The following is a 17,482-nucleotide window of genomic DNA, read 5'->3' as shown; positions in this document are numbered from 1 at the left end:
ATAGACTTATCATAGTTAAATATTCTACAAAAAATTAATATTTCCTTTATTTTTTAATTATTTTTTAATTTCCTTCATGTCTTTCCATATATTTCGATTCCAAATTTTGTATTGTACCTGGAATCGTAATTTCATCCTTAATTTCTATTTCTACTTTTAATTCCCGTAAAATTAATTTCTGTATATGGCTATCTTCAGATAATAGAGCTGTTTTTAATTGTTCTGGATCCCCTATTATATAAATATAAAAGGGAGCATACTCCATTGAATCATCATCAAAACCTATAAAAGCCCAATTACAAACAACTCCTGTTAATGGAATTACTCTATGGTTATTTACAGCTATAGCCTCTCCTCCAGCCTTCCTAGCTTCATTTAAAACTAAAGCCATATCACTATCATGTAATATTTTTCTCCAAGTTTCAAATTGTGTATCTTGTTTTAAGTTTATATCTCCATCTGTTATTTTAAGAACTACACCAGGACCTTTTACATCACTTAGTCCCGTTATCATTCCATAATCTTTCACTTGATTTTTCATATCTTCAAAAACTTTTTCTTGTCTTTTATCATCATGATTGTAGCTGTTCATTTTTTCTTTATTTTTATAATTCTCTTCTCTTAATCCTTCTACTTCTTTATATAACTGATTCCTCTCATCTATAGCCTTTTTATATTCAATAGCATTTAACTGAACCATTCTTGGCATATTTTTTAAGCTTATTCCATTTATTATAAAAAATCCAAGAAGTATGGACCCAAAAAATATTAATATTTTTCCAGTTGCCCGTTTCATTTCATACCTCTCTTGTATGACTTCGCTTTTTCAATTGCTAACCTTCTTATAGTTGCAAAGTTATCAAATATTCTACCTCCAAACACTATTACAGCAGCTATATATATTGGAATTCCAAGTTTATCTCCAAGATATGCAAGCCCTGCAGCTAATGCTGCATTTCCAAAAAAACCCGATATAAATATATCTGCTTTAAAAGTTTTAGACATTGATGCTCTTACAGCACCAAATACTGAATCTAAACAAGCAAGTATTGCTACCGACATATAAGGAGAAAAAGTATCTGGTATATTAACATCTAATATAAGTCCTAAAAGAATCCCTAAAAGTAATCCTATAAACGCTATCATTGTTTTCCCTCCTTAATTTATTGGTTTAATAAACTCTGATTTAAGTGATTGTGTTGTTTTGTTTATTACAATATCATCACTAGTTTTGACTTCTGCATTGTAGTTTTGAAGAGCTGCGTAATCAAGTGATCCTGGAAAAGTCATTCCAACATTCAACTTTTCTTTTTCACCTATAACCTTAATTACTATTTTATCTTTAGGATCTATTTTACCAACTGAACTAATCCAAATATAATTACCTGAATTCTTTATGCCAGTTTGAGGTGTTATTCTAAAGTCATTTATAGAAATAGCCTCAGCTCTTGAATACCATAGTAAATTAACTATATGAACTAGTTCTTCTTCACTAATATCTCTAGCTGAATCACTTCCACTTGATCCAAAAATATTAGTTTTAGGTGTTATTGTTATAGTCATCCCTGGACCTTTAACATCTACTAAACCTAAATGCATTCTTGCATTATCTAATTGTTTTTTTACTTCCCCTTCAACTTCCCCTTTTTTAGCTGCTGCTTCTTCTAATGTTTTAAGTTGTTCTAATAAAGTACCATTAGATTTCATTAATTCTTCTTTTTCCTTTTTTAAACTATCAATTTCTGCTATTATATTTGAATTTTGACTATTTAAATTTGTTTGTTCTTTTTTGTTTAAAAGTTTAAATTGGTGTGCAAGTAAAAACCCTAATAATGCACATACAACTGCTACTACTATTTGTGAAGTGGCTCTCTTCATTTTGTACCCCCTCTATTAATTTTCTTCTTTTATTACAGGTGGACCATCAAAGCTTAAATCTATATAGCCCTTCGTTATCGCTCCTTGGTCTATTGCATTTAATACTAAATTCATTTTATCTACTAAGTTTTCTGTATCACCTAAAAATATTTTCACATTTTCAATATTAGTTTTTATATTTGTTATATCTGCTACATCAATACTTTCTAATTTATGCTCCTTCGGCATATTTTCTATAATAGGATAAAAATCATTTAATATTTTAGTTAAGTGATTATTATCTATTATTTTTTTACCTATTTCATTTACTTCAGCTTTGATTCCTAATAATTTTACTAAGTTTCTTCCTTCAATACTAGGAACCTTTTCAACTAAAACTAAGTCATTGTTTATTATATTCTTAGTTTCTCCATCCTCAATATAAAATGCTATTTTATTTTCTTTAATAGTTATATTTAAACTATTAACACCATCTTTTTCTACTGAAACTTCACTAATATATGGATTTTGCTTAATTTTGCTTTTTATCTTATCATAATTAATAGTAAAAATATTTTTACCATTAAATTCTCTTAAGTTTTCTTGTAATTCCTCTTCATTTAATGTTATTATGCCTTCAAAATTAATAGTTTTCAAATTAAATATAGGTGACTTATAAATAAAAATTACTAAAGCAATAATAAATATAAAAATTGCCACAGCTAATTTTCTAAGTGCTTTTTTTCTTTTTTTCTTTCTTATAAATTCTTGTGCCTTCTTATTCATATCTCTCTCTCTTTTTTTAAATATAATTTATTATATGATAACACTTTCTTCACACTTTTTCATTACTATTTTGTTAACTTTTTACCTTATTTACAAAAAAAGAACACCCTGTAAAGGGGTGTTCTTTTTAAATTCTATCTTCTTTTCCCTCTGTTTGCCTTGATATGTTTAAAAGTATGCCCATAGCCATCATATTAATTACAAGAGATGTTCCCCCATAACTTATAAAAGGCATTGGTACACCTGTTACAGGCATTGAACCAGTAACAACCGCTATGTTTATTATAGCTTGCACTGCAATAATTGAAGTGATTCCTGTTGCTAATAAAGTACCATACGTATCTTTTGCATTCATAGCAACCTTTATACCTCTCCAAATAAAGAATAAGAATAATGCCATAATACATAAACAACCTATAAGACCTAGTTCTTCACCTATTATAGAAAATATAAAATCATTATGTGGTTCTGGCATATATAATGTTTTTTGTCTTGATTGACCTAATCCTAATCCAGTAATTCCACCTGCCCCTAATGCATAAAAAGATTGTATTAATTGATACCCGTCTCCTGCTGCATCCTTCCAAGGATTTGTAAAACTCATAAGTCTTGCCATTCTATAAGGTTCTAGAACTATAAATAATCCAACAGCCGCAAGAAGTACTGGTGCTAGTTTTCCAAATAAATCTTTTATTCTTCCTCCACCTACAAATAGCATTATAAATGTAACTATCATTATTATAGATGCTATACTTAAATTCTTTTGAGCAAGTACTAAAGCTGCAAACATACCTGATGCTGCTAAATAAGGAAGTATCCCTGTAGTAAACTTCTTAATTCCATCACCTTTAATATCTATACTTTTTGCTAAAAATATTACTACTACATATTTTGCAAGTTCTGAAGGTTGGAATGACGCTGGACCTAATTGAATCCATCTTTTTGCTCCATTAACTGCTGGGAAGAAATGTACTGCAATAAGCAACGGTATTGTAATTATTATTAATAATTTAGTATATCTTCTTAATTTATGATAATCTATTGTCATCATAAAAACCATAGATAATAATCCTAGTGTAGCCCATACTATTTGTCTCTTAAGATAGAACATACTATCGCCCTCTTTAAACATAGCATAATATGAACTTGCAGAATACACCATGACTACTCCTATTGCCAAAAGAATTAAAATAGCATAAAAAATACCATAATCTATTTCACCCATTTTTCTTTTAGGCCTAGTTTTTCTCATTAATATTCCTCCAAATCAATTGATTAAAGAGCTATAAAACCAATAAAACATAATATAACTGTTATAACTGAAAATATCGTAACAATCTTTGTTTCATTCCATCCTACTTGTTCAAAGTGATGATGTATTGGTGCCATTTTAAATAATCTTTTTCCTCTTAACTTATATGATCCTACTTGTAATATAACAGATAGTGTTTCTATAACATAGATTCCACCTACTATGAATAAAATTAACGGTAATTCTAATACTAATGCTATAGTTGCTATAGCACCTCCTAATGCAAGGGATCCTGTGTCTCCCATAAACACTCTAGCTGGATATGCATTATATTTCAAGAAACCTAAAAGTCCTCCAATTAAAGCTATTGAAAATATCGCTATTGAATTTTGTTTCATAGTAAATGCTACAACTGTAAAGAATGTAAGAACTAAAACTGTTACTGTTGAAGCTAAACCATCTAATCCATCAGTAAGATTTACAGCATTTGTAGTAGCTGCATAATATACAATAACAAATGGAATATATAAAATTCCTAAAGGAATTTCAGTTCCTATAAACGGAATTTTAAGGTTAGTTCCTAAATTATAATATCCATAAATAGCAATAGCTGTTGAGAATATTAAAAGTAAAAGCATTTTTTGCCATGCTTTTAAACCTTCACTTTCCTTTTTTATTATTTTTAGCATATCATCTAAAAATCCAATAAAACCAAAAGCTATAAATGAATATAAAGCTATCATAGCTTCATCTGTAGGATTAAAGCGCATTACTATCATAGTAATAGTTGTTGATAAAAGGAATATAACACCACCCATAGTAGGAGTTCCTGCTTTTTTTAAATGGCTTTTTGGCCCTTCTTTTCTTATATTTTGACCAAACTTTAATCTTCTAAGTATTGGTATTGTAATTGGCCCAAGTACTAAGGATATTAAAACTCCTAATACTAATGCTATCGCCAAATTTGATGTTATTATATCTATTAATTTATCCCCCATGTTTTGCTGCTATTTTTAAGCAGCTCACCTCCTTCGTTATACTGAGATTTCTTCTAAAGAATTAACAATGTCTTCAAATTTCATTCCTCTTGAAGCCTTAACTAAAATTGTATCATTTTCTTTAATTAATAAATGTACATTGTTTATAAAGTCTTCTTTAGTGTCATAAATCTCAATTGCCTTTCCTTTAAAACCATCTTTAAAGGATTGACTATAGCTACCTATTGCTATTAATAAATCTACTTTACTTGTTGCATATGTTCCAACATCTTTATGAGCTACTTTAGATTCTTCTCCCAGTTCATTCATAGTTCCTAATATAGCTACTTTTCTACCCGCCTTATACATACTTAATACATCTAATGATGATTTCATAGAATCAGGACTAGCGTTATAGCAATCGTTTATTATTGTTATTTTATCTTTTTTTATAACCTGCAATCTCATTGATGTAGCTTCTATATTAGCTATTCCTTTATTCATATCCTCTAAAGAAATTCCTAGTTCATCAGCTACTTTTATTGCAAGCATAGCATTAAGTACATTATGCTTTCCTGGTATTTTTAAAGCGAAAGTATATGTTTCACCATTTAGATGAGCATCAAATTTTGTTTGCTCCTCCTCTAGTATAATATTAGTAGCATATACATCATATTCATCATTATATCCAATTTTTGAAACTTTAAAACTTTTATTCCTTAATTCTTTAAGTCTTTCATCTTCTCCATTAACAATAAGTGTATTATTTTCATTGAAAAAATCTGTAATTTCTAATTTAGCTTTCATAATATTATCTTGTGTTTTTAAATTTTCGATATGTGATAATCCTATATTAGTAATTACTGCAATATCTGGTCTTGCTGTTTCTGCTAAAGTGTGTATTTCTCCTAAGTCACTCATTCCCATTTCTAAGACTGCAACATCAATACTTGAATCTAACTCTAAAATCATAAGAGGTAATCCAATTTGATTATTAAAGTTTCCTTTTGTCTTAAAAACCTTATATTTATAACTTAAAAATCCAGCTATAAGATCTTTAGTTGATGTTTTTCCGCAAGATCCCGTTACAGAAACTACTTTTACTCCTAATTTATTTCTATAATAATTAGCAAGTTTTAATAAAGCAACCTCTGTATTATTAACCTTTATAACTGTTATATTGTTATTTAACTCTTCTTTATTAAAAAGAATTTCATCTACTATTGCTATAGAGGCTCCTTTTTGCATCGCTTCTTTTACATACTTATTCCCATTAAAGTTTTCACCATTTATAGCTAAAAATATATTATTATTTTCTATTTTTCTAGTATCAGTTGAAAGCTTATTAAATTCTTTTTTTTCAGCTTCAATTACTATATCACCATCAATAGCTTCCAAAAGTTCTAAAAAATTTAGTTCCAATTAAATCACCTCAGATTATTTTGTTAAAATTTCTTCTACAATTTCTCTTTCATCAAAATGTATATATCCTTGATTAGTTATTTGATAATTTTCATGACCCTTACCTGCAAGTACTATTACATCTCCTGGTTCTGCCATTTTTATAGCTAGCTTTATAGCTTCAATTCTATTTTCAATTGCTATATAGTTTGTTCTATTAATACCTGCTACTATATCTCTAATAATAGCCATAGGATCCTCATTTCTTGGATTATCTGAAGTAATTATTGCAAGATCTGCTATTTCTGTTCCTATTCTACCAAGCTCTGCTCTTTTTACTTTATCTCTATCCCCACCACAGCCATAAACTGCTATTAATCTATTTTTAGTAAATCCTTTTAATGTTTCTAATATATTTTTAAGTCCATCTGGAGTATGAGCAAAATCTATAATTATTTCGTATGGAATATCATATTTGTATCCAACTCTTTCACATCTACCTGGAACAATTACATCCATTAGCCCTGCTTTTATAAATTTATCATCAATACCTTCTACTCTCATAGCGCCTATAACACCTAAAGCATTATAAACATTGTATTCTCCTGGTAATAATGAATTAAAGTTTACACCATTTACTTTGAAGTGAATATCTCCTTCTTTTAATGTAATGTCACTTGCTTTTAAATCACTATCATTATTAATTGAATAAGTGCTTATATTTTTATTATTTAATTTCTTAACGTCATTTAAAACTTTATATCCATAATTATCATCAACATTTATAACTACATTTTTGCTTCTTTCAAATAACTTAAATTTTGCATTATAGTAATTTTCAAAAGATTTATGGAAATCTAAATGATCTCTTGTTAAATTTGTAAATATTCCAACTTCATATTCACAACCATATACTCTATCTAATTCTAATGAATGTGACGAATTTTCCATTACACAATATTCACATTCTTCATCAACCATATCTTTAAATAATTTTTGTAATTCTAAAGATTCTGGTGTAGTTCTTTCTGATTTAAGCTTCTTAGTTCCTATATAATTTGCAACTGTACCTACTAAACCAACTTTTTTACCTGACTTTTCTAAAATAGATTTTAATAAATATACAGTTGTTGTTTTTCCATTTGTACCTGTAACACCTATAAGTTTAAGTTTCTTTGAAGGATTTCCATAATAATTTGCTGACATAGTAGCTAAAGCTTTTCTTCCTTCTTTTACCTTAATAACTGTTACATCTTCCTTGTCTACTTCAATATCTCTTTCACAAATTATAACCTTAGCTCCAAGCTCTATTGCTTTATTTGCATAATTATGCCCATCTACTTCAAATCCTTTTAGGCAAACAAACATATCACCTTCAACTATTTTTCTACTATCATATTGAAGATGATCTACCCCCTTATCTAAAGTTCCTTTTAATACTTCATATTCGACTCCATTTAATAATTCTTTTAGTTTCATCTCACCATCTCCTTAATATTATACGAAGAACCTCCAATAATGGTATTTGTATAAAAATTTAGCATGTGATATTCCCACATGCTAAATAAAATGGAAATTCTTAATCTAATCGCCATACTCTGCATTAAGTACTAATTTAACTTCTGTTCCTTTATTTATAAGCTCACCTTTTGGAATGCTTTGCTTCATTACAACGCCTTCTCCTTCTGTAGTAAAGCTTATACCTAAATCATTTAGAACTTTAGTAGCAGACTCTAAAGAATATCCTCTTAAATCAGGCATAACAACATTTTTATTATAATTCCCTGTAGTTGCTGTGTAAAGATTAATCTTTGTGCCTTCTTTGACTGTATATCCAGGGTATGGTTTTATATCTGTTATTATAGTACCATTCCCTTCAATATTATACTCTAATTTGTTCTCTTTTAATATCTTTTTTGCTTCATCAACATTTAAATTTCGTATTTCTGGAATAATTACATCTTTAACTATGCTATCAATATTATCTTTTGAGAATTCTGCTTCCATATAATTGAATATATCTGTAAATAATATATTAGCTAAAGGTGCAACTACTTGACCTGCATAATACGCTCCTGCACTTGGTTCATCTATTGATATAAAGACAGCAATTTTAGGCTTATCTACTGGAGCAAATGCTGCTAATGAAGATATATACTTTCCAGCTTCATACCCTCCACCATTTGGATTTATTTTCTGAGCTGTACCTGTTTTACCCCCAATATGATATCCTTCAACATAAGACTTACTAGTTCCCCCTTGAGTAACGGTTCTTTCAAGATAATCTCTTAACGTTGCTGTATTTCCTTCACTTAAAACTGTTTTTGTTTCCGGAGTAAAAGTTTCATCTATTACTCTAACACCATTTTCATCAACATGAGATATTTCCTTCATAACATGAGGTTGTATAAGTTTCCCCCCATTTGCTATTGAGTTAAAAGCTGTCATATATTGTACAGCATTAAGAGTATTAGTTTGTCCAAAGGATATAGTTGCAAGGTCAGCCTCTGTTATATCTTCAGTATTTTTAACTATTCCTCTAGCTTCTCCTGGTAAGTCAACTCCACTAACTTTACCAAATCCAAGTTTTCTTATATATTCATTTAACTTTTCTGCTCCTATTCTCTTACCAATTTCCATGAAGCCTACATTACATGAATTTTGTAGAATCTCTGGTAATGTTTCAACTCCATGACCTGATGTTTTCCAACACTTTATTCTATGTGGTCCTATTTGAAGTCCTCCATTACAAACGAATGTATCAGATTCTTTTACTAACCCTTCTTCCATATTTGCTATCATAGTAACAACTTTAAATATAGAACCTGGCTCAAAAGTATCATTTACTAAATGATTTCTCCACATTTTTTGTAATCTATCACCATATGTCTCCCCTTCAAATTTTTCCACACCATCATAAGGTTCATTTGGGTTAAAATCCGGTTTATTTGCCATAGCTAAAATTTCTCCTGTATTAGGATCCATTATCATAATTGATACTTGCTTAGCTTTATTGTCTATATAACCCTTTTCTGCCGTTTTTTCTGCAAAAGCTTGTAAGTTTTCATCTATTGTTAAGGTAACATCTTTTCCGTCTATCGGAGGTGTAAATTTAGATATTGTATACGGTAATTCATCATTATATTTATCTAATTCTGAAATTCTAAGCCCTGGAACTCCAGATAAATATTCATTATATTGTAATTCTGCTCCTGTAAGTCCTTGTCCATCTACATTTGTACTACCTAAAACATGAGCTAAAAAATTACCATTTGGATAGTATCTTTTTGTATCAGGAGATACTATTACACCATGAATTCCTAAGTCTTTAACCTTATCAGCTTGTTCTTTTTCTATTCTTCTTACAAGTGTTGCAGATCCTGCATCTGCTCCACTTGGTAGCTTTGTATTTAATGCATCAAGAACCTTAGCATTATCCATTTCAAGAGCTTTTGATATTAAAGGAGCTATATCATCATTAGTTTTTTCCTCTTTCCTTAAATATGCTCTAATTGAATTTAAATCAAAATCCACTCTATAAACGTTAGCTGAAACTGCAAGTTCAACTCCATTTCTATCTAATATTCTCCCTCTTCTTGCATCAATTTTAACTTCACTTGTCCATTGTTCTTCTGCTCTTGCTGCATAATCTCCTCTCTTTACTATCATTATGTAAGATAGTCTAATCATTAACAGGGCAAATAAGCATGTCAATGCTGTCAAGGCTAATGACATCCGTTTCCTCATTAATGCCTTATCCCTATAATTCTTCTTTTTCACCTTCATTCCCCCATTTTCTTTTAAAAAAACATGTAGGATGCATCTAATTTAGTGCATCCATAAGCTTTGAAAAAATATTCTTACTTTCTTTTTGAGTATTTGTTTCATCTGTTATATTAGGAAAATAATTTTTTGATATATCAACTGTTATAGTAGAGTTCTTATCTGGAGCAGTCATCTTTAAAGTTCCTGTTGCTGAGGATCTTATTTTATCTAAAGAAGCGTATTTTAAAAGATCTACTCTTATAGCTTCTCCATTAGAAATTTCTTTTTTAATCTCACCTTTTAAAGTTGTAAGCTCATGTTGCATATTATAAATTTGTCCATTTCTTGATATTGTAGCTACTCCTAAGATAAATATTACAGCTGATAATTGTAAAATACCTTTGGTTCTATTATTTTTTACTTTTTGAATATGTTTATTCTTTTGTCTTTTTATCTTTTGCTTTTCTCTAACACTTTTATCCTTCGCTGGATTACCATAATCTCTTCTCGGATTAATAGCTGTGTTACCTCTTATATAATCATATTCTCTTTCTCCCATTTTATTACATCCCCCATACATTTTACTTAACTTTTTAAAGTTTTTCTATAATTCTAAGCTTTGCACTTCTACTCCTTGGATTTTCTTCAACTTCTTCCTTGGTAGGGTCAATTGCTTTTCTTGATATAAGCTTAACTTCTGCTGTGCCACCACATATGCAAACTGGGAATTCTTTTGGACATGTACAACTAGTCGCTAATTCTTTAAATTTTAATTTAACTATTCTATCTTCTAAAGAGTGGAATGTTATTATTGCCATTCTTCCACCTTTGTTTAATCTTTTTACAGCATCCTCTATTGTTTTATTTAAAATTGACAATTCACTATTTACTTCTATTCTTATAGCTTGAAAAGTTCTTTTTGCTGGATGTGGTCCTTCTCTTCTTGCTTTAGCTGGAATCGCATTTTTTATTATTTCAACTAACTCTAATGTAGTTTCTATATTTTTTTCTTCTCTTCTTTTAATAATAAATTGAGCAATTCTTTTGGCGAATTTCTCTTCACCGTAATCTCTTATTATTCTATAAAGCTCTTCTTCTGTATAATCATTTACAACCTCATAAGCTGAAAAAGAATTTTCTCTATTCATTCTCATATCTAAAGGAGCATCTTGCATATAACTAAATCCTCTTTCTCCTGTGTCTAACTGATATGATGAAACTCCAAGATCTAATAGCATACCATCAATTTTATCTATTTCTAAATTATCTAAAACATTAATAATGTTATAAAAATTACTATGAACTAAAGTAACATTTTTATAATTTTGTAACCTTTCTCCTGCTGCTTTTAAAGCATCTTTATCTTGATCTATTCCTATTAATCTTCCTTTATCTGATAGTTTCTTAACTATATGTGATGAATGTCCCGCGCCTCCTAAGGTTCCATCTACATAAATTCCGTCTGGCTTTATATTTAATCCCTCTATGCACTCATTTAAAAGTACAGAAACATGTTTGAATTCCATATTAATACTCCTTATATTCCTAAATCACTCATTTTTTCAGCAATCGAACCAAAATCAACGTCTGATTCGTTATATTCTTGCCATTTTTCTTTACTCCAAATCTCTACTCTACTCAATACTCCTATACTTACTATTTCCTTTTCTATACCTGCATATTCTTTTAAATTTTGAGGAATTAAACCTCTTCCTTGTTTATCTGTCTCTATCTCACAAGCTCCTGAGAAAAAAAATCTTACAAAAGCTCGTGCATCTCTATTGGTTAGTGGTAATTTTTTAGTTTTTCTTCCAATACCTTCCATTCATTTTCTGGGTAGGCATATAAACATCCATCTAGCCCCTTAGTAATAACAAATTTATTTCCTAATCCCTCTCTTAACTTAGCTGGAACTATCATTCTGTTTTTGGTATCTAGAGCATGTTGATATTCACCTATAAACATATTAACCCCTACCTCTAACTTTCAAACTACTTAACACCACTTCAAACCACTTTATACTATATATTTTATAAAATTTAGAGCTATTCTTCAAGTAATATTTACTTTTTTTTGAAAATTTTTTGTAATAATTATCTTTTCTATCTATTGAAAACACTTAGCTCTAGCACTATTCCATATTAACCCAATATTTAGTAGTGTAAAGTGGTTTTTAATAATAAAAATAAAAAAAGGATTGGAGAATCCAACCCTTTTTTAATATTATTTTTAAACATTAAATCTAAAATTAACTACATCTCCGTCTTTCATTACATAGTCTTTTCCTTCTAATCTATAAAGACCTTTTTCCTTAGCTGCTGCTTCTGATCCACATTCAAGTAAATCATTATATCCAACAACTTCTGCTCTTATAAATCCTCTTTCAATATCTGAGTGTATCTTTCCTGCAGCTTGTGGTGCTTTTGTACCAGCTTTTATTGTCCACGCTCTTACTTCTTGAACTCCAGCTGTTAAGTAACTCATAAGACCTAATAATTTATAGCTTGCTCTTATAAGCTTATCTAAACCTGATTCTTCAAGTCCATATTCTTCTAGCATTTCAGCTTTTTCTTCATCTTCAAGACCTGATAATTCTTCTTCAAGTTTTGCACAAACAACAACTACTTCTGAATTTTCTGCTTCTGCATAAGTTCTAACCTTTTGAACATATTCATTATTAGTGTTACCACTCATCATATCATCTTCTGAAATGTTACATGCATATAGTACAGGTTTAGAAGTAATCATAAATAATCCTTTTACTAACTCTTCTTCCTCTTCTACAAAGTCCATTGTTCTAATTGGAAGGTTCTTTTCTAAATGAGCTTTTACTCTTTCCATTAGCTCATATTCTTGCTTAGCTTTCTTATCTCCTGATCTTACTTGCTTCATTGATCTTTCCATTCTTCTTTCTAAAACTTCTAGATCTGCAAATATAAGTTCTAAGTTTATAGTTTCAATATCTCTAATAGGATCAACTGAACCTTCAACGTGAACAACATTTTCATCTTCAAAACATCTTACTGTATGAACTATAGCTGAAACTTCTCTTATATGAGATAAAAATTTATTTCCTAAACCTTCACCTTTTGAAGCTCCTTTAACTAATCCTGCAATATCATAAAATTCAACTGAAGTATAAACCTTTCTCTTTGTATTATACATTTTTTCTAAAACATCTAATCTCTTATCTGGAACGCTAACAACACCTACATTTGGTTCTATTGTACAAAATGGATAGTTAGCTGATTCTGCTCCTGCTTTAGTTATAGCATTAAATAAAGTACTCTTACCTACATTTGGTAACCCGACAATTCCTAAATTCATCTATGTACATTCCTTTCTTTCCTTAAATCGTATCTTTAAAATTATACTCTACAATAATAATTATTTCAACACACAAACACCTTATAACTCTCCAATTTATGCAAATCATTCTTTAAATTACTAAGTTTAATATATTTAACTTTGTTAATAATAACTATGAACAATAAATAATAGGCGGTGATATAATGAAAAAACTAAAAATAATTATTCCATTATTTTTAGCAGTTTTATTAATTTTAATGCCTTGTTTTACTCCTGTTAATGCATTAGTTTCTGATGACGAGGAATTAAACTGGTATTTTGTTAATAGACAAAATGGTACAACTCCTGAATGTCCAAAAGAATCTGCAGATTTTTTTGAAAGTTTAGGTGCATATTACGTAGGTGATACTAATGAAAAGGTATTATATCTTACTTTTGATGAAGGATATGAAAATGGAAATACTCCAAAGATTTTAGACATACTAAAGGAAGAAAAAGTTCCTGCGGCATTCTTTGTAGTTAAACCATATATAAAGGAATGCCCTGATATTGTAAAAAGAATGGAAGAAGAAGGTCATTTAGTATGTAATCATACTTCTCATCATCCTTCTATGGCAAAAATAATTGATTCCGAAAAATTTAATAAGGAATTTACTGATGTAGAAGATGAATATAAACAAATTACAGGAAAAGAAATGCCTAAGTTCTTTAGACCTCCAATGGGTAAGTATTCAAAAAATTCATTAAAAAAGACTCAAGATTTAGGATACAAAACAATTTTTTGGAGCTTTGCTTATAAAGATTGGCTTGTAGATAATCAGCCTTCTGAAGATGCTGCTGTAAAAAAAATAACTAATGGTGCTCATAATGGTTCAATTATGTTATTACATGCTGTATCTGATACAAATGTTAAAGTTTTAAAGACTATTATTGAAAAACTTAAAGCAGAAGGCTATGAATTTAAGTCTCTTAATGAATTACCTGAACGTTAGCAAAAAAGACTATCTTACTCTATTTAATAGTTAAGATAGTCTTTTTTATTAATTTGGATATATAATTTTATTTACTTTTTTAGCTATTATATCTTTTTTATTCAATGATTTTAATAAAATCTCATCACATTCACTTTCTATAGTTTTTGAAAAACTTTCTCCCCTTAGTGAATTCAAGTTAATTTTAACATTTATTATTGCACTTTCTATTGATGCATTTAAGAGTATAGCCGCTACACCTGCATCTGATATAAGATTTTTATTTCCAAATTCCACAGCAAACTCTATGTTTTTATAAAAGCGTAAAGCCTCTCTAGCTAAATTTAATGGAACTTCCATTGCCTTTAAAGTATTTTCTTTTATAGCTTTACTTCTTTGTATTTTTTCTTCTTCTGTATCTTTAGCTAACTTAAAAGATGCCATTAATTCAATAAAGTATTGTCTATCTTTCTCCATAAATTCCTGTGAAAATTTAGTAAAATCATATGCTTTCTTTTGAAAGTCTAACATTTGTTTTTTTTCTTCATCCTTTAATTTTTCAAAGGCTCTTTTATCAACAGTCAATGAATATACCATTGAATTTAGACTTGAAGCTAAAGCTGCAACTAAGGCTGCTGTACTTCCTCCACCTGGTGATGGAGCATCTGATGATAATTCTTCAATAAACTGATTGACACTATATTCTTTAAATAACATTATATCTCACCCCTCTATGAAATTTTCATAACTTCTTTATACACTTCTAGTATTTTTTCTACTATTATATTCTTGCTAAATCTATTTTCACAATCTTGTCTTATTTTATTTGGACTAAATTTATCTATGTTTTCTTTTATATATTCCATTGCATATTTTAAACCATTTATATCATCAACTTTTACAAGTATACCATTACTAGAATTAATAATATCTTCAGCTCCACCATTAAATGTTCCTATAACAGGTTTTCCCGAAGCTAATGCTTCAATATATACAACACCAAAAGTTTCATATTTAGATGCTAAAACAAATGCATTACAATCACTCATATTTTTAGAAACTTCTTCTCTTGATAAAGCTCCTAAGAATTCTACTTGATTTATTACACCTAATTTTTTAGCTAAATTCATAAGTTCTTCCTTTTGACTTCCATCTCCACCTATTTTAAGTTTACAATTGGTATCTTTAAATCCCTTGCTAAAGGATTTTATTAATGTATCCATTCCTTTTTCCCCTTCTAAAAATGCTAAGGAAAAAAACACAAATTCTTTATTTGTAACCTTTTTTATATTAAATAAATCAAAATGGATTAAATTATGTATAACCTTTATATCATTTCTTCCACTAAATTTAGAAAGCTCTTTTTTTAGTCCATTTCCTACAACTATTAATTCATCTGCTAATAAATACGATTCTTTTATAAAAGGCTTATAACTTTCCCTAAGATACTTTCCTCTTTCTACTGAAGAATGTTCTGTAATTACTAAAGGAATATTATACTTTTTAGCTACATATGCTGCACTTATTCCACCCCAAAGAGATGACTGAGCATGAATAACATCAACCTTTCCTTCCCTTTTTACAATTTCTTTATATATCTTATCCATTCTTCTATTAAAAACTTTAAACATTAATGGGCTTTTAGGTATAAAATTATAATTTTTATATCTATAAGTTTTAAGACTATCTTCTACATTTATATTTAAACCTGATTTTTCCTTAACCTTTCCAAATAAGGTTAGTGGCCATATTTCATTATAAGCAACTGTTATTTTTACTCCTGCCTCTTGAAGTGCCATTGCTTGTTCTTTGAAAAAGCTTCCATGAACCTTATTTCTAGCATTATTATACCAAGAAGGCACAAACATTATATGCATAAACTTTACCCCTTTAAGATATCATTTAATTTTTTCGAAATTTGTTTCCATTCATATTCAACTACAGGTATTGATTTTTCTCCTCTTTCAATTTTACCTGATAACTCTATTAATGCTTTTTCTATATTGGAAATATTATTTAAAACAACTATACATTTTTCTTTATCCTTTACAACATCTATTATCGGATCATTTTCATCTCCCAATATAACAAGTATATAACCATAACAACCAAAATAATCATATATTTTAGCAGGTATTTGTTTAGAGTTCTTATTTCCAAATAAAAGTAAAACATCACCTTTTACCATATAATTTAATGCATCCTTATATGGAATTCTCCCTGATACATTTACTATAGATATATTAGAAAGTTTATGTTTTATAGATTCATCATCTATATTCCCAAAAAATAATACATTTAGCTTTTCATAAAGTTCTTTATTTTTCTCTCTAATTAAATCCAAAGCCTCTATAAAAGGTCTTATATCTCTTAATTTTGTAAATATTTCACCTGCATAAACTATGTTTACTTTATTATCTGAAAGAAGCTTTGGTTTATCTTCTTTTTCTATTTCTTTATAAATTTTTTCATCATATCCCCTAGTTACTACAAATGTATTTTCTTTAGGTATATTATAACTCTTAATATAATCTTCTCTATTAGCTTCAGTAACAAAAATATATTTATCCGCTAAAGAAACTACCTTTTTCTCTAATTTTGCTTCTATATTCTTTCTTATAAATCCAGCATTTTCTCTAGTTGAATCTTTAAGCCACGGATCACTCCAATAAGTTATCCATGGAACGTTTTTGTATTTCTTTTTAATATCATATCCACAGATATGACTTGATGGAGGCTCGTGCATTGAAAAAATAACATCAAAATTTTCCTTCTCCATTAATATATTCCCGTATTTTGATGCTTTTAAAGCCCAATATAAATACATATCTGGTATTGCAAAAACTTGCTTAATTTTTCTTAAACTTTGTTTAACTTTTGAAGGTTTTGTTTTTCCTTCATTTAAATTTATACTATTACTTTTCTTTGGCATGATTTTTTCAAATATTTTACCACCAGAAATAATATGAACCTTAACCTTTTTATCTAACATATTAAATATATCTTTATCATAATATATAGAATTTGAAGGAAAATTAACTGTTAATAAATGTACTTCATTATCTTCAAACTTCACCAAATTATTTAGATATTGAAGAGTCTCTATTGACGCAGAATTATTTATAAGTGGTGAATAACAAGCAATAAATAATATTTTCATATTT

At 28.7% G+C, this 17,482-nt stretch carries 16 protein-coding genes and 1 pseudogene; 1 reads left to right on the top strand and 16 read right to left on the bottom strand.

Annotation, left to right across the window (positions count from 1 at the left end; all coding sequences use genetic code 11):
• Nucleotides 1-64: 64 nt before the first annotated feature.
• The 13 genes and pseudogenes from BTM21_RS04845 to ychF form a co-directional block, all read right to left on the bottom strand.
• On the bottom strand, nucleotides 65-796 hold the full coding sequence (locus tag BTM21_RS04845; protein ID WP_079481409.1) for a DUF881 domain-containing protein: 732 nt from the start codon (nucleotides 794-796) through the stop codon (nucleotides 65-67).
• Nucleotides 793-1,146, bottom strand: coding sequence for a small basic family protein (locus BTM21_RS04840; protein ID WP_021875835.1), 354 nt, complete (start codon nucleotides 1,144-1,146; stop codon nucleotides 793-795). The genes BTM21_RS04845 and BTM21_RS04840 overlap by 4 nt, the downstream gene beginning before the upstream one ends.
• A gap of 12 nt (nucleotides 1,147-1,158) precedes the next feature.
• On the bottom strand, nucleotides 1,159-1,878 hold the full coding sequence (locus BTM21_RS04835; RefSeq protein ID WP_021875836.1) for a DUF881 domain-containing protein: 720 nt from the start codon (nucleotides 1,876-1,878) through the stop codon (nucleotides 1,159-1,161).
• A 15-nt stretch (nucleotides 1,879-1,893) separates the two neighbouring features.
• Nucleotides 1,894-2,643 carry a cell division protein FtsQ/DivIB gene (locus BTM21_RS04830; protein WP_021875837.1) on the bottom strand — a complete coding sequence of 250 codons (750 nt, stop codon included), beginning with the start codon at nucleotides 2,641-2,643 and terminating at the stop codon, nucleotides 1,894-1,896.
• Nucleotides 2,644-2,770: 127 nt separating this feature from the next.
• Entirely contained in the window at nucleotides 2,771-3,895 is a 1,125-nt protein-coding gene (gene spoVE, locus BTM21_RS04825; protein ID WP_021875838.1) for a stage V sporulation protein E, read from the bottom strand.
• A gap of 23 nt (nucleotides 3,896-3,918) precedes the next feature.
• The gene (mraY, locus tag BTM21_RS04820; protein ID WP_021875839.1) at nucleotides 3,919-4,893 is read right to left on the bottom strand and encodes a phospho-N-acetylmuramoyl-pentapeptide-transferase; all 975 of its coding nucleotides are present in this window, start codon (nucleotides 4,891-4,893) and stop codon (nucleotides 3,919-3,921) included.
• Nucleotides 4,894-4,929: 36 nt separating this feature from the next.
• The gene (locus BTM21_RS04815) at nucleotides 4,930-6,294 is read right to left on the bottom strand and encodes a UDP-N-acetylmuramoyl-tripeptide--D-alanyl-D-alanine ligase (RefSeq protein ID WP_079481410.1); all 1,365 of its coding nucleotides are present in this window, start codon (nucleotides 6,292-6,294) and stop codon (nucleotides 4,930-4,932) included.
• A gap of 15 nt (nucleotides 6,295-6,309) precedes the next feature.
• Nucleotides 6,310-7,752: a UDP-N-acetylmuramoyl-L-alanyl-D-glutamate--2,6-diaminopimelate ligase gene (locus BTM21_RS04810; RefSeq protein WP_021875841.1), complete on the bottom strand. Its 1,443-nt coding sequence runs from the start codon at nucleotides 7,750-7,752 to the stop codon at nucleotides 6,310-6,312.
• 105 nt (nucleotides 7,753-7,857) lie between these two features.
• Complete coding sequence (locus BTM21_RS04805) at nucleotides 7,858-10,053, bottom strand: stage V sporulation protein D (protein ID WP_079481411.1); 2,196 nt, start codon at nucleotides 10,051-10,053, stop codon at nucleotides 7,858-7,860.
• A 43-nt stretch (nucleotides 10,054-10,096) separates the two neighbouring features.
• Nucleotides 10,097-10,597, bottom strand: a complete 501-nt coding sequence (locus BTM21_RS04800; protein WP_079481412.1) for an FtsB/FtsL family cell division protein — start codon at nucleotides 10,595-10,597, stop codon at nucleotides 10,097-10,099.
• 34 nt (nucleotides 10,598-10,631) lie between these two features.
• Complete coding sequence (gene rsmH, locus BTM21_RS04795; RefSeq protein ID WP_021875844.1) at nucleotides 10,632-11,564, bottom strand: 16S rRNA (cytosine(1402)-N(4))-methyltransferase RsmH; 933 nt, start codon at nucleotides 11,562-11,564, stop codon at nucleotides 10,632-10,634.
• A gap of 11 nt (nucleotides 11,565-11,575) precedes the next feature.
• A pseudogene (gene mraZ, locus BTM21_RS04790) lies at nucleotides 11,576-12,003 on the bottom strand (division/cell wall cluster transcriptional repressor MraZ).
• Between the two features lie 264 nt (nucleotides 12,004-12,267).
• Nucleotides 12,268-13,365, bottom strand: coding sequence for a redox-regulated ATPase YchF (gene ychF / locus BTM21_RS04785; protein ID WP_021875846.1), 1,098 nt, complete (start codon nucleotides 13,363-13,365; stop codon nucleotides 12,268-12,270).
• A 185-nt stretch (nucleotides 13,366-13,550) separates the two neighbouring features.
• Between ychF and pdaA the strand changes: the two genes are divergently transcribed.
• On the top strand, nucleotides 13,551-14,339 hold the full coding sequence (gene pdaA, locus BTM21_RS04780) for a delta-lactam-biosynthetic de-N-acetylase (RefSeq protein ID WP_021875847.1): 789 nt from the start codon (nucleotides 13,551-13,553) through the stop codon (nucleotides 14,337-14,339).
• 48 nt (nucleotides 14,340-14,387) lie between these two features.
• Here pdaA and BTM21_RS04775 read toward each other — a convergent pair whose 3' ends face one another.
• Genes BTM21_RS04775 through BTM21_RS04765 form a run of 3 tightly spaced genes read right to left on the bottom strand, consistent with a single transcriptional unit; the run spans nucleotide 14,388 to nucleotide 17,478 of the window.
• Entirely contained in the window at nucleotides 14,388-15,035 is a 648-nt protein-coding gene (locus BTM21_RS04775) for a cyclodeaminase/cyclohydrolase family protein (RefSeq protein WP_021875848.1), read from the bottom strand.
• A 14-nt stretch (nucleotides 15,036-15,049) separates the two neighbouring features.
• Nucleotides 15,050-16,195 (bottom strand): glycosyltransferase, encoded by a 1,146-nt coding sequence (locus BTM21_RS04770; protein WP_079481413.1) that lies wholly within the window; start codon nucleotides 16,193-16,195, stop codon nucleotides 15,050-15,052.
• A 5-nt stretch (nucleotides 16,196-16,200) separates the two neighbouring features.
• Entirely contained in the window at nucleotides 16,201-17,478 is a 1,278-nt protein-coding gene (locus BTM21_RS04765) for a glycosyltransferase (RefSeq protein WP_079481414.1), read from the bottom strand.
• Between the last annotated feature and the right edge of the window lie 4 nt (nucleotides 17,479-17,482).

The sequence above is a fragment of the Clostridium chauvoei genome, from assembly GCF_002327185.1.
In the GTDB taxonomy this organism is placed as follows: domain Bacteria; phylum Bacillota; class Clostridia; order Clostridiales; family Clostridiaceae; genus Clostridium; species Clostridium chauvoei.
Note: the sequence above shows the minus strand (reverse complement) of the source record. Positions and strands in the feature narration are given on the sequence as shown.

What these genes read in the sequence shown, in the direction of transcription:
- BTM21_RS04800 (WP_079481412.1), bottom strand. Translation starts at nt 10,597, where the DNA reads ATGGGAGAAAGAGAATATGATTATATAAGAGGTAACACAGCTATTAAT.
- BTM21_RS04810 (WP_021875841.1), bottom strand. Translation starts at nt 7,752, where the DNA reads ATGAAACTAAAAGAATTATTAAATGGAGTCGAATATGAAGTATTAAAA.
- spoVE (WP_021875838.1), bottom strand. Translation starts at nt 3,895, where the DNA reads ATGAGAAAAACTAGGCCTAAAAGAAAAATGGGTGAAATAGATTATGGT.
- ychF (WP_021875846.1), bottom strand. Translation starts at nt 13,365, where the DNA reads ATGAATTTAGGAATTGTCGGGTTACCAAATGTAGGTAAGAGTACTTTA.
- BTM21_RS04845 (WP_079481409.1), bottom strand. Translation starts at nt 796, where the DNA reads ATGAAACGGGCAACTGGAAAAATATTAATATTTTTTGGGTCCATACTT.
- BTM21_RS04775 (WP_021875848.1), bottom strand. Translation starts at nt 15,035, where the DNA reads ATGTTATTTAAAGAATATAGTGTCAATCAGTTTATTGAAGAATTATCA.
- mraY (WP_021875839.1), bottom strand. Translation starts at nt 4,893, where the DNA reads ATGGGGGATAAATTAATAGATATAATAACATCAAATTTGGCGATAGCA.
- pdaA (WP_021875847.1), top strand. Translation starts at nt 13,551, where the DNA reads ATGAAAAAACTAAAAATAATTATTCCATTATTTTTAGCAGTTTTATTA.
- BTM21_RS04765 (WP_079481414.1), bottom strand. Translation starts at nt 17,478, where the DNA reads ATGAAAATATTATTTATTGCTTGTTATTCACCACTTATAAATAATTCT.
- BTM21_RS04840 (WP_021875835.1), bottom strand. Translation starts at nt 1,146, where the DNA reads ATGATAGCGTTTATAGGATTACTTTTAGGGATTCTTTTAGGACTTATA.
- rsmH (WP_021875844.1), bottom strand. Translation starts at nt 11,564, where the DNA reads ATGGAATTCAAACATGTTTCTGTACTTTTAAATGAGTGCATAGAGGGA.
- BTM21_RS04835 (WP_021875836.1), bottom strand. Translation starts at nt 1,878, where the DNA reads ATGAAGAGAGCCACTTCACAAATAGTAGTAGCAGTTGTATGTGCATTA.
- BTM21_RS04830 (WP_021875837.1), bottom strand. Translation starts at nt 2,643, where the DNA reads ATGAATAAGAAGGCACAAGAATTTATAAGAAAGAAAAAAAGAAAAAAA.
- BTM21_RS04770 (WP_079481413.1), bottom strand. Translation starts at nt 16,195, where the DNA reads ATGCATATAATGTTTGTGCCTTCTTGGTATAATAATGCTAGAAATAAG.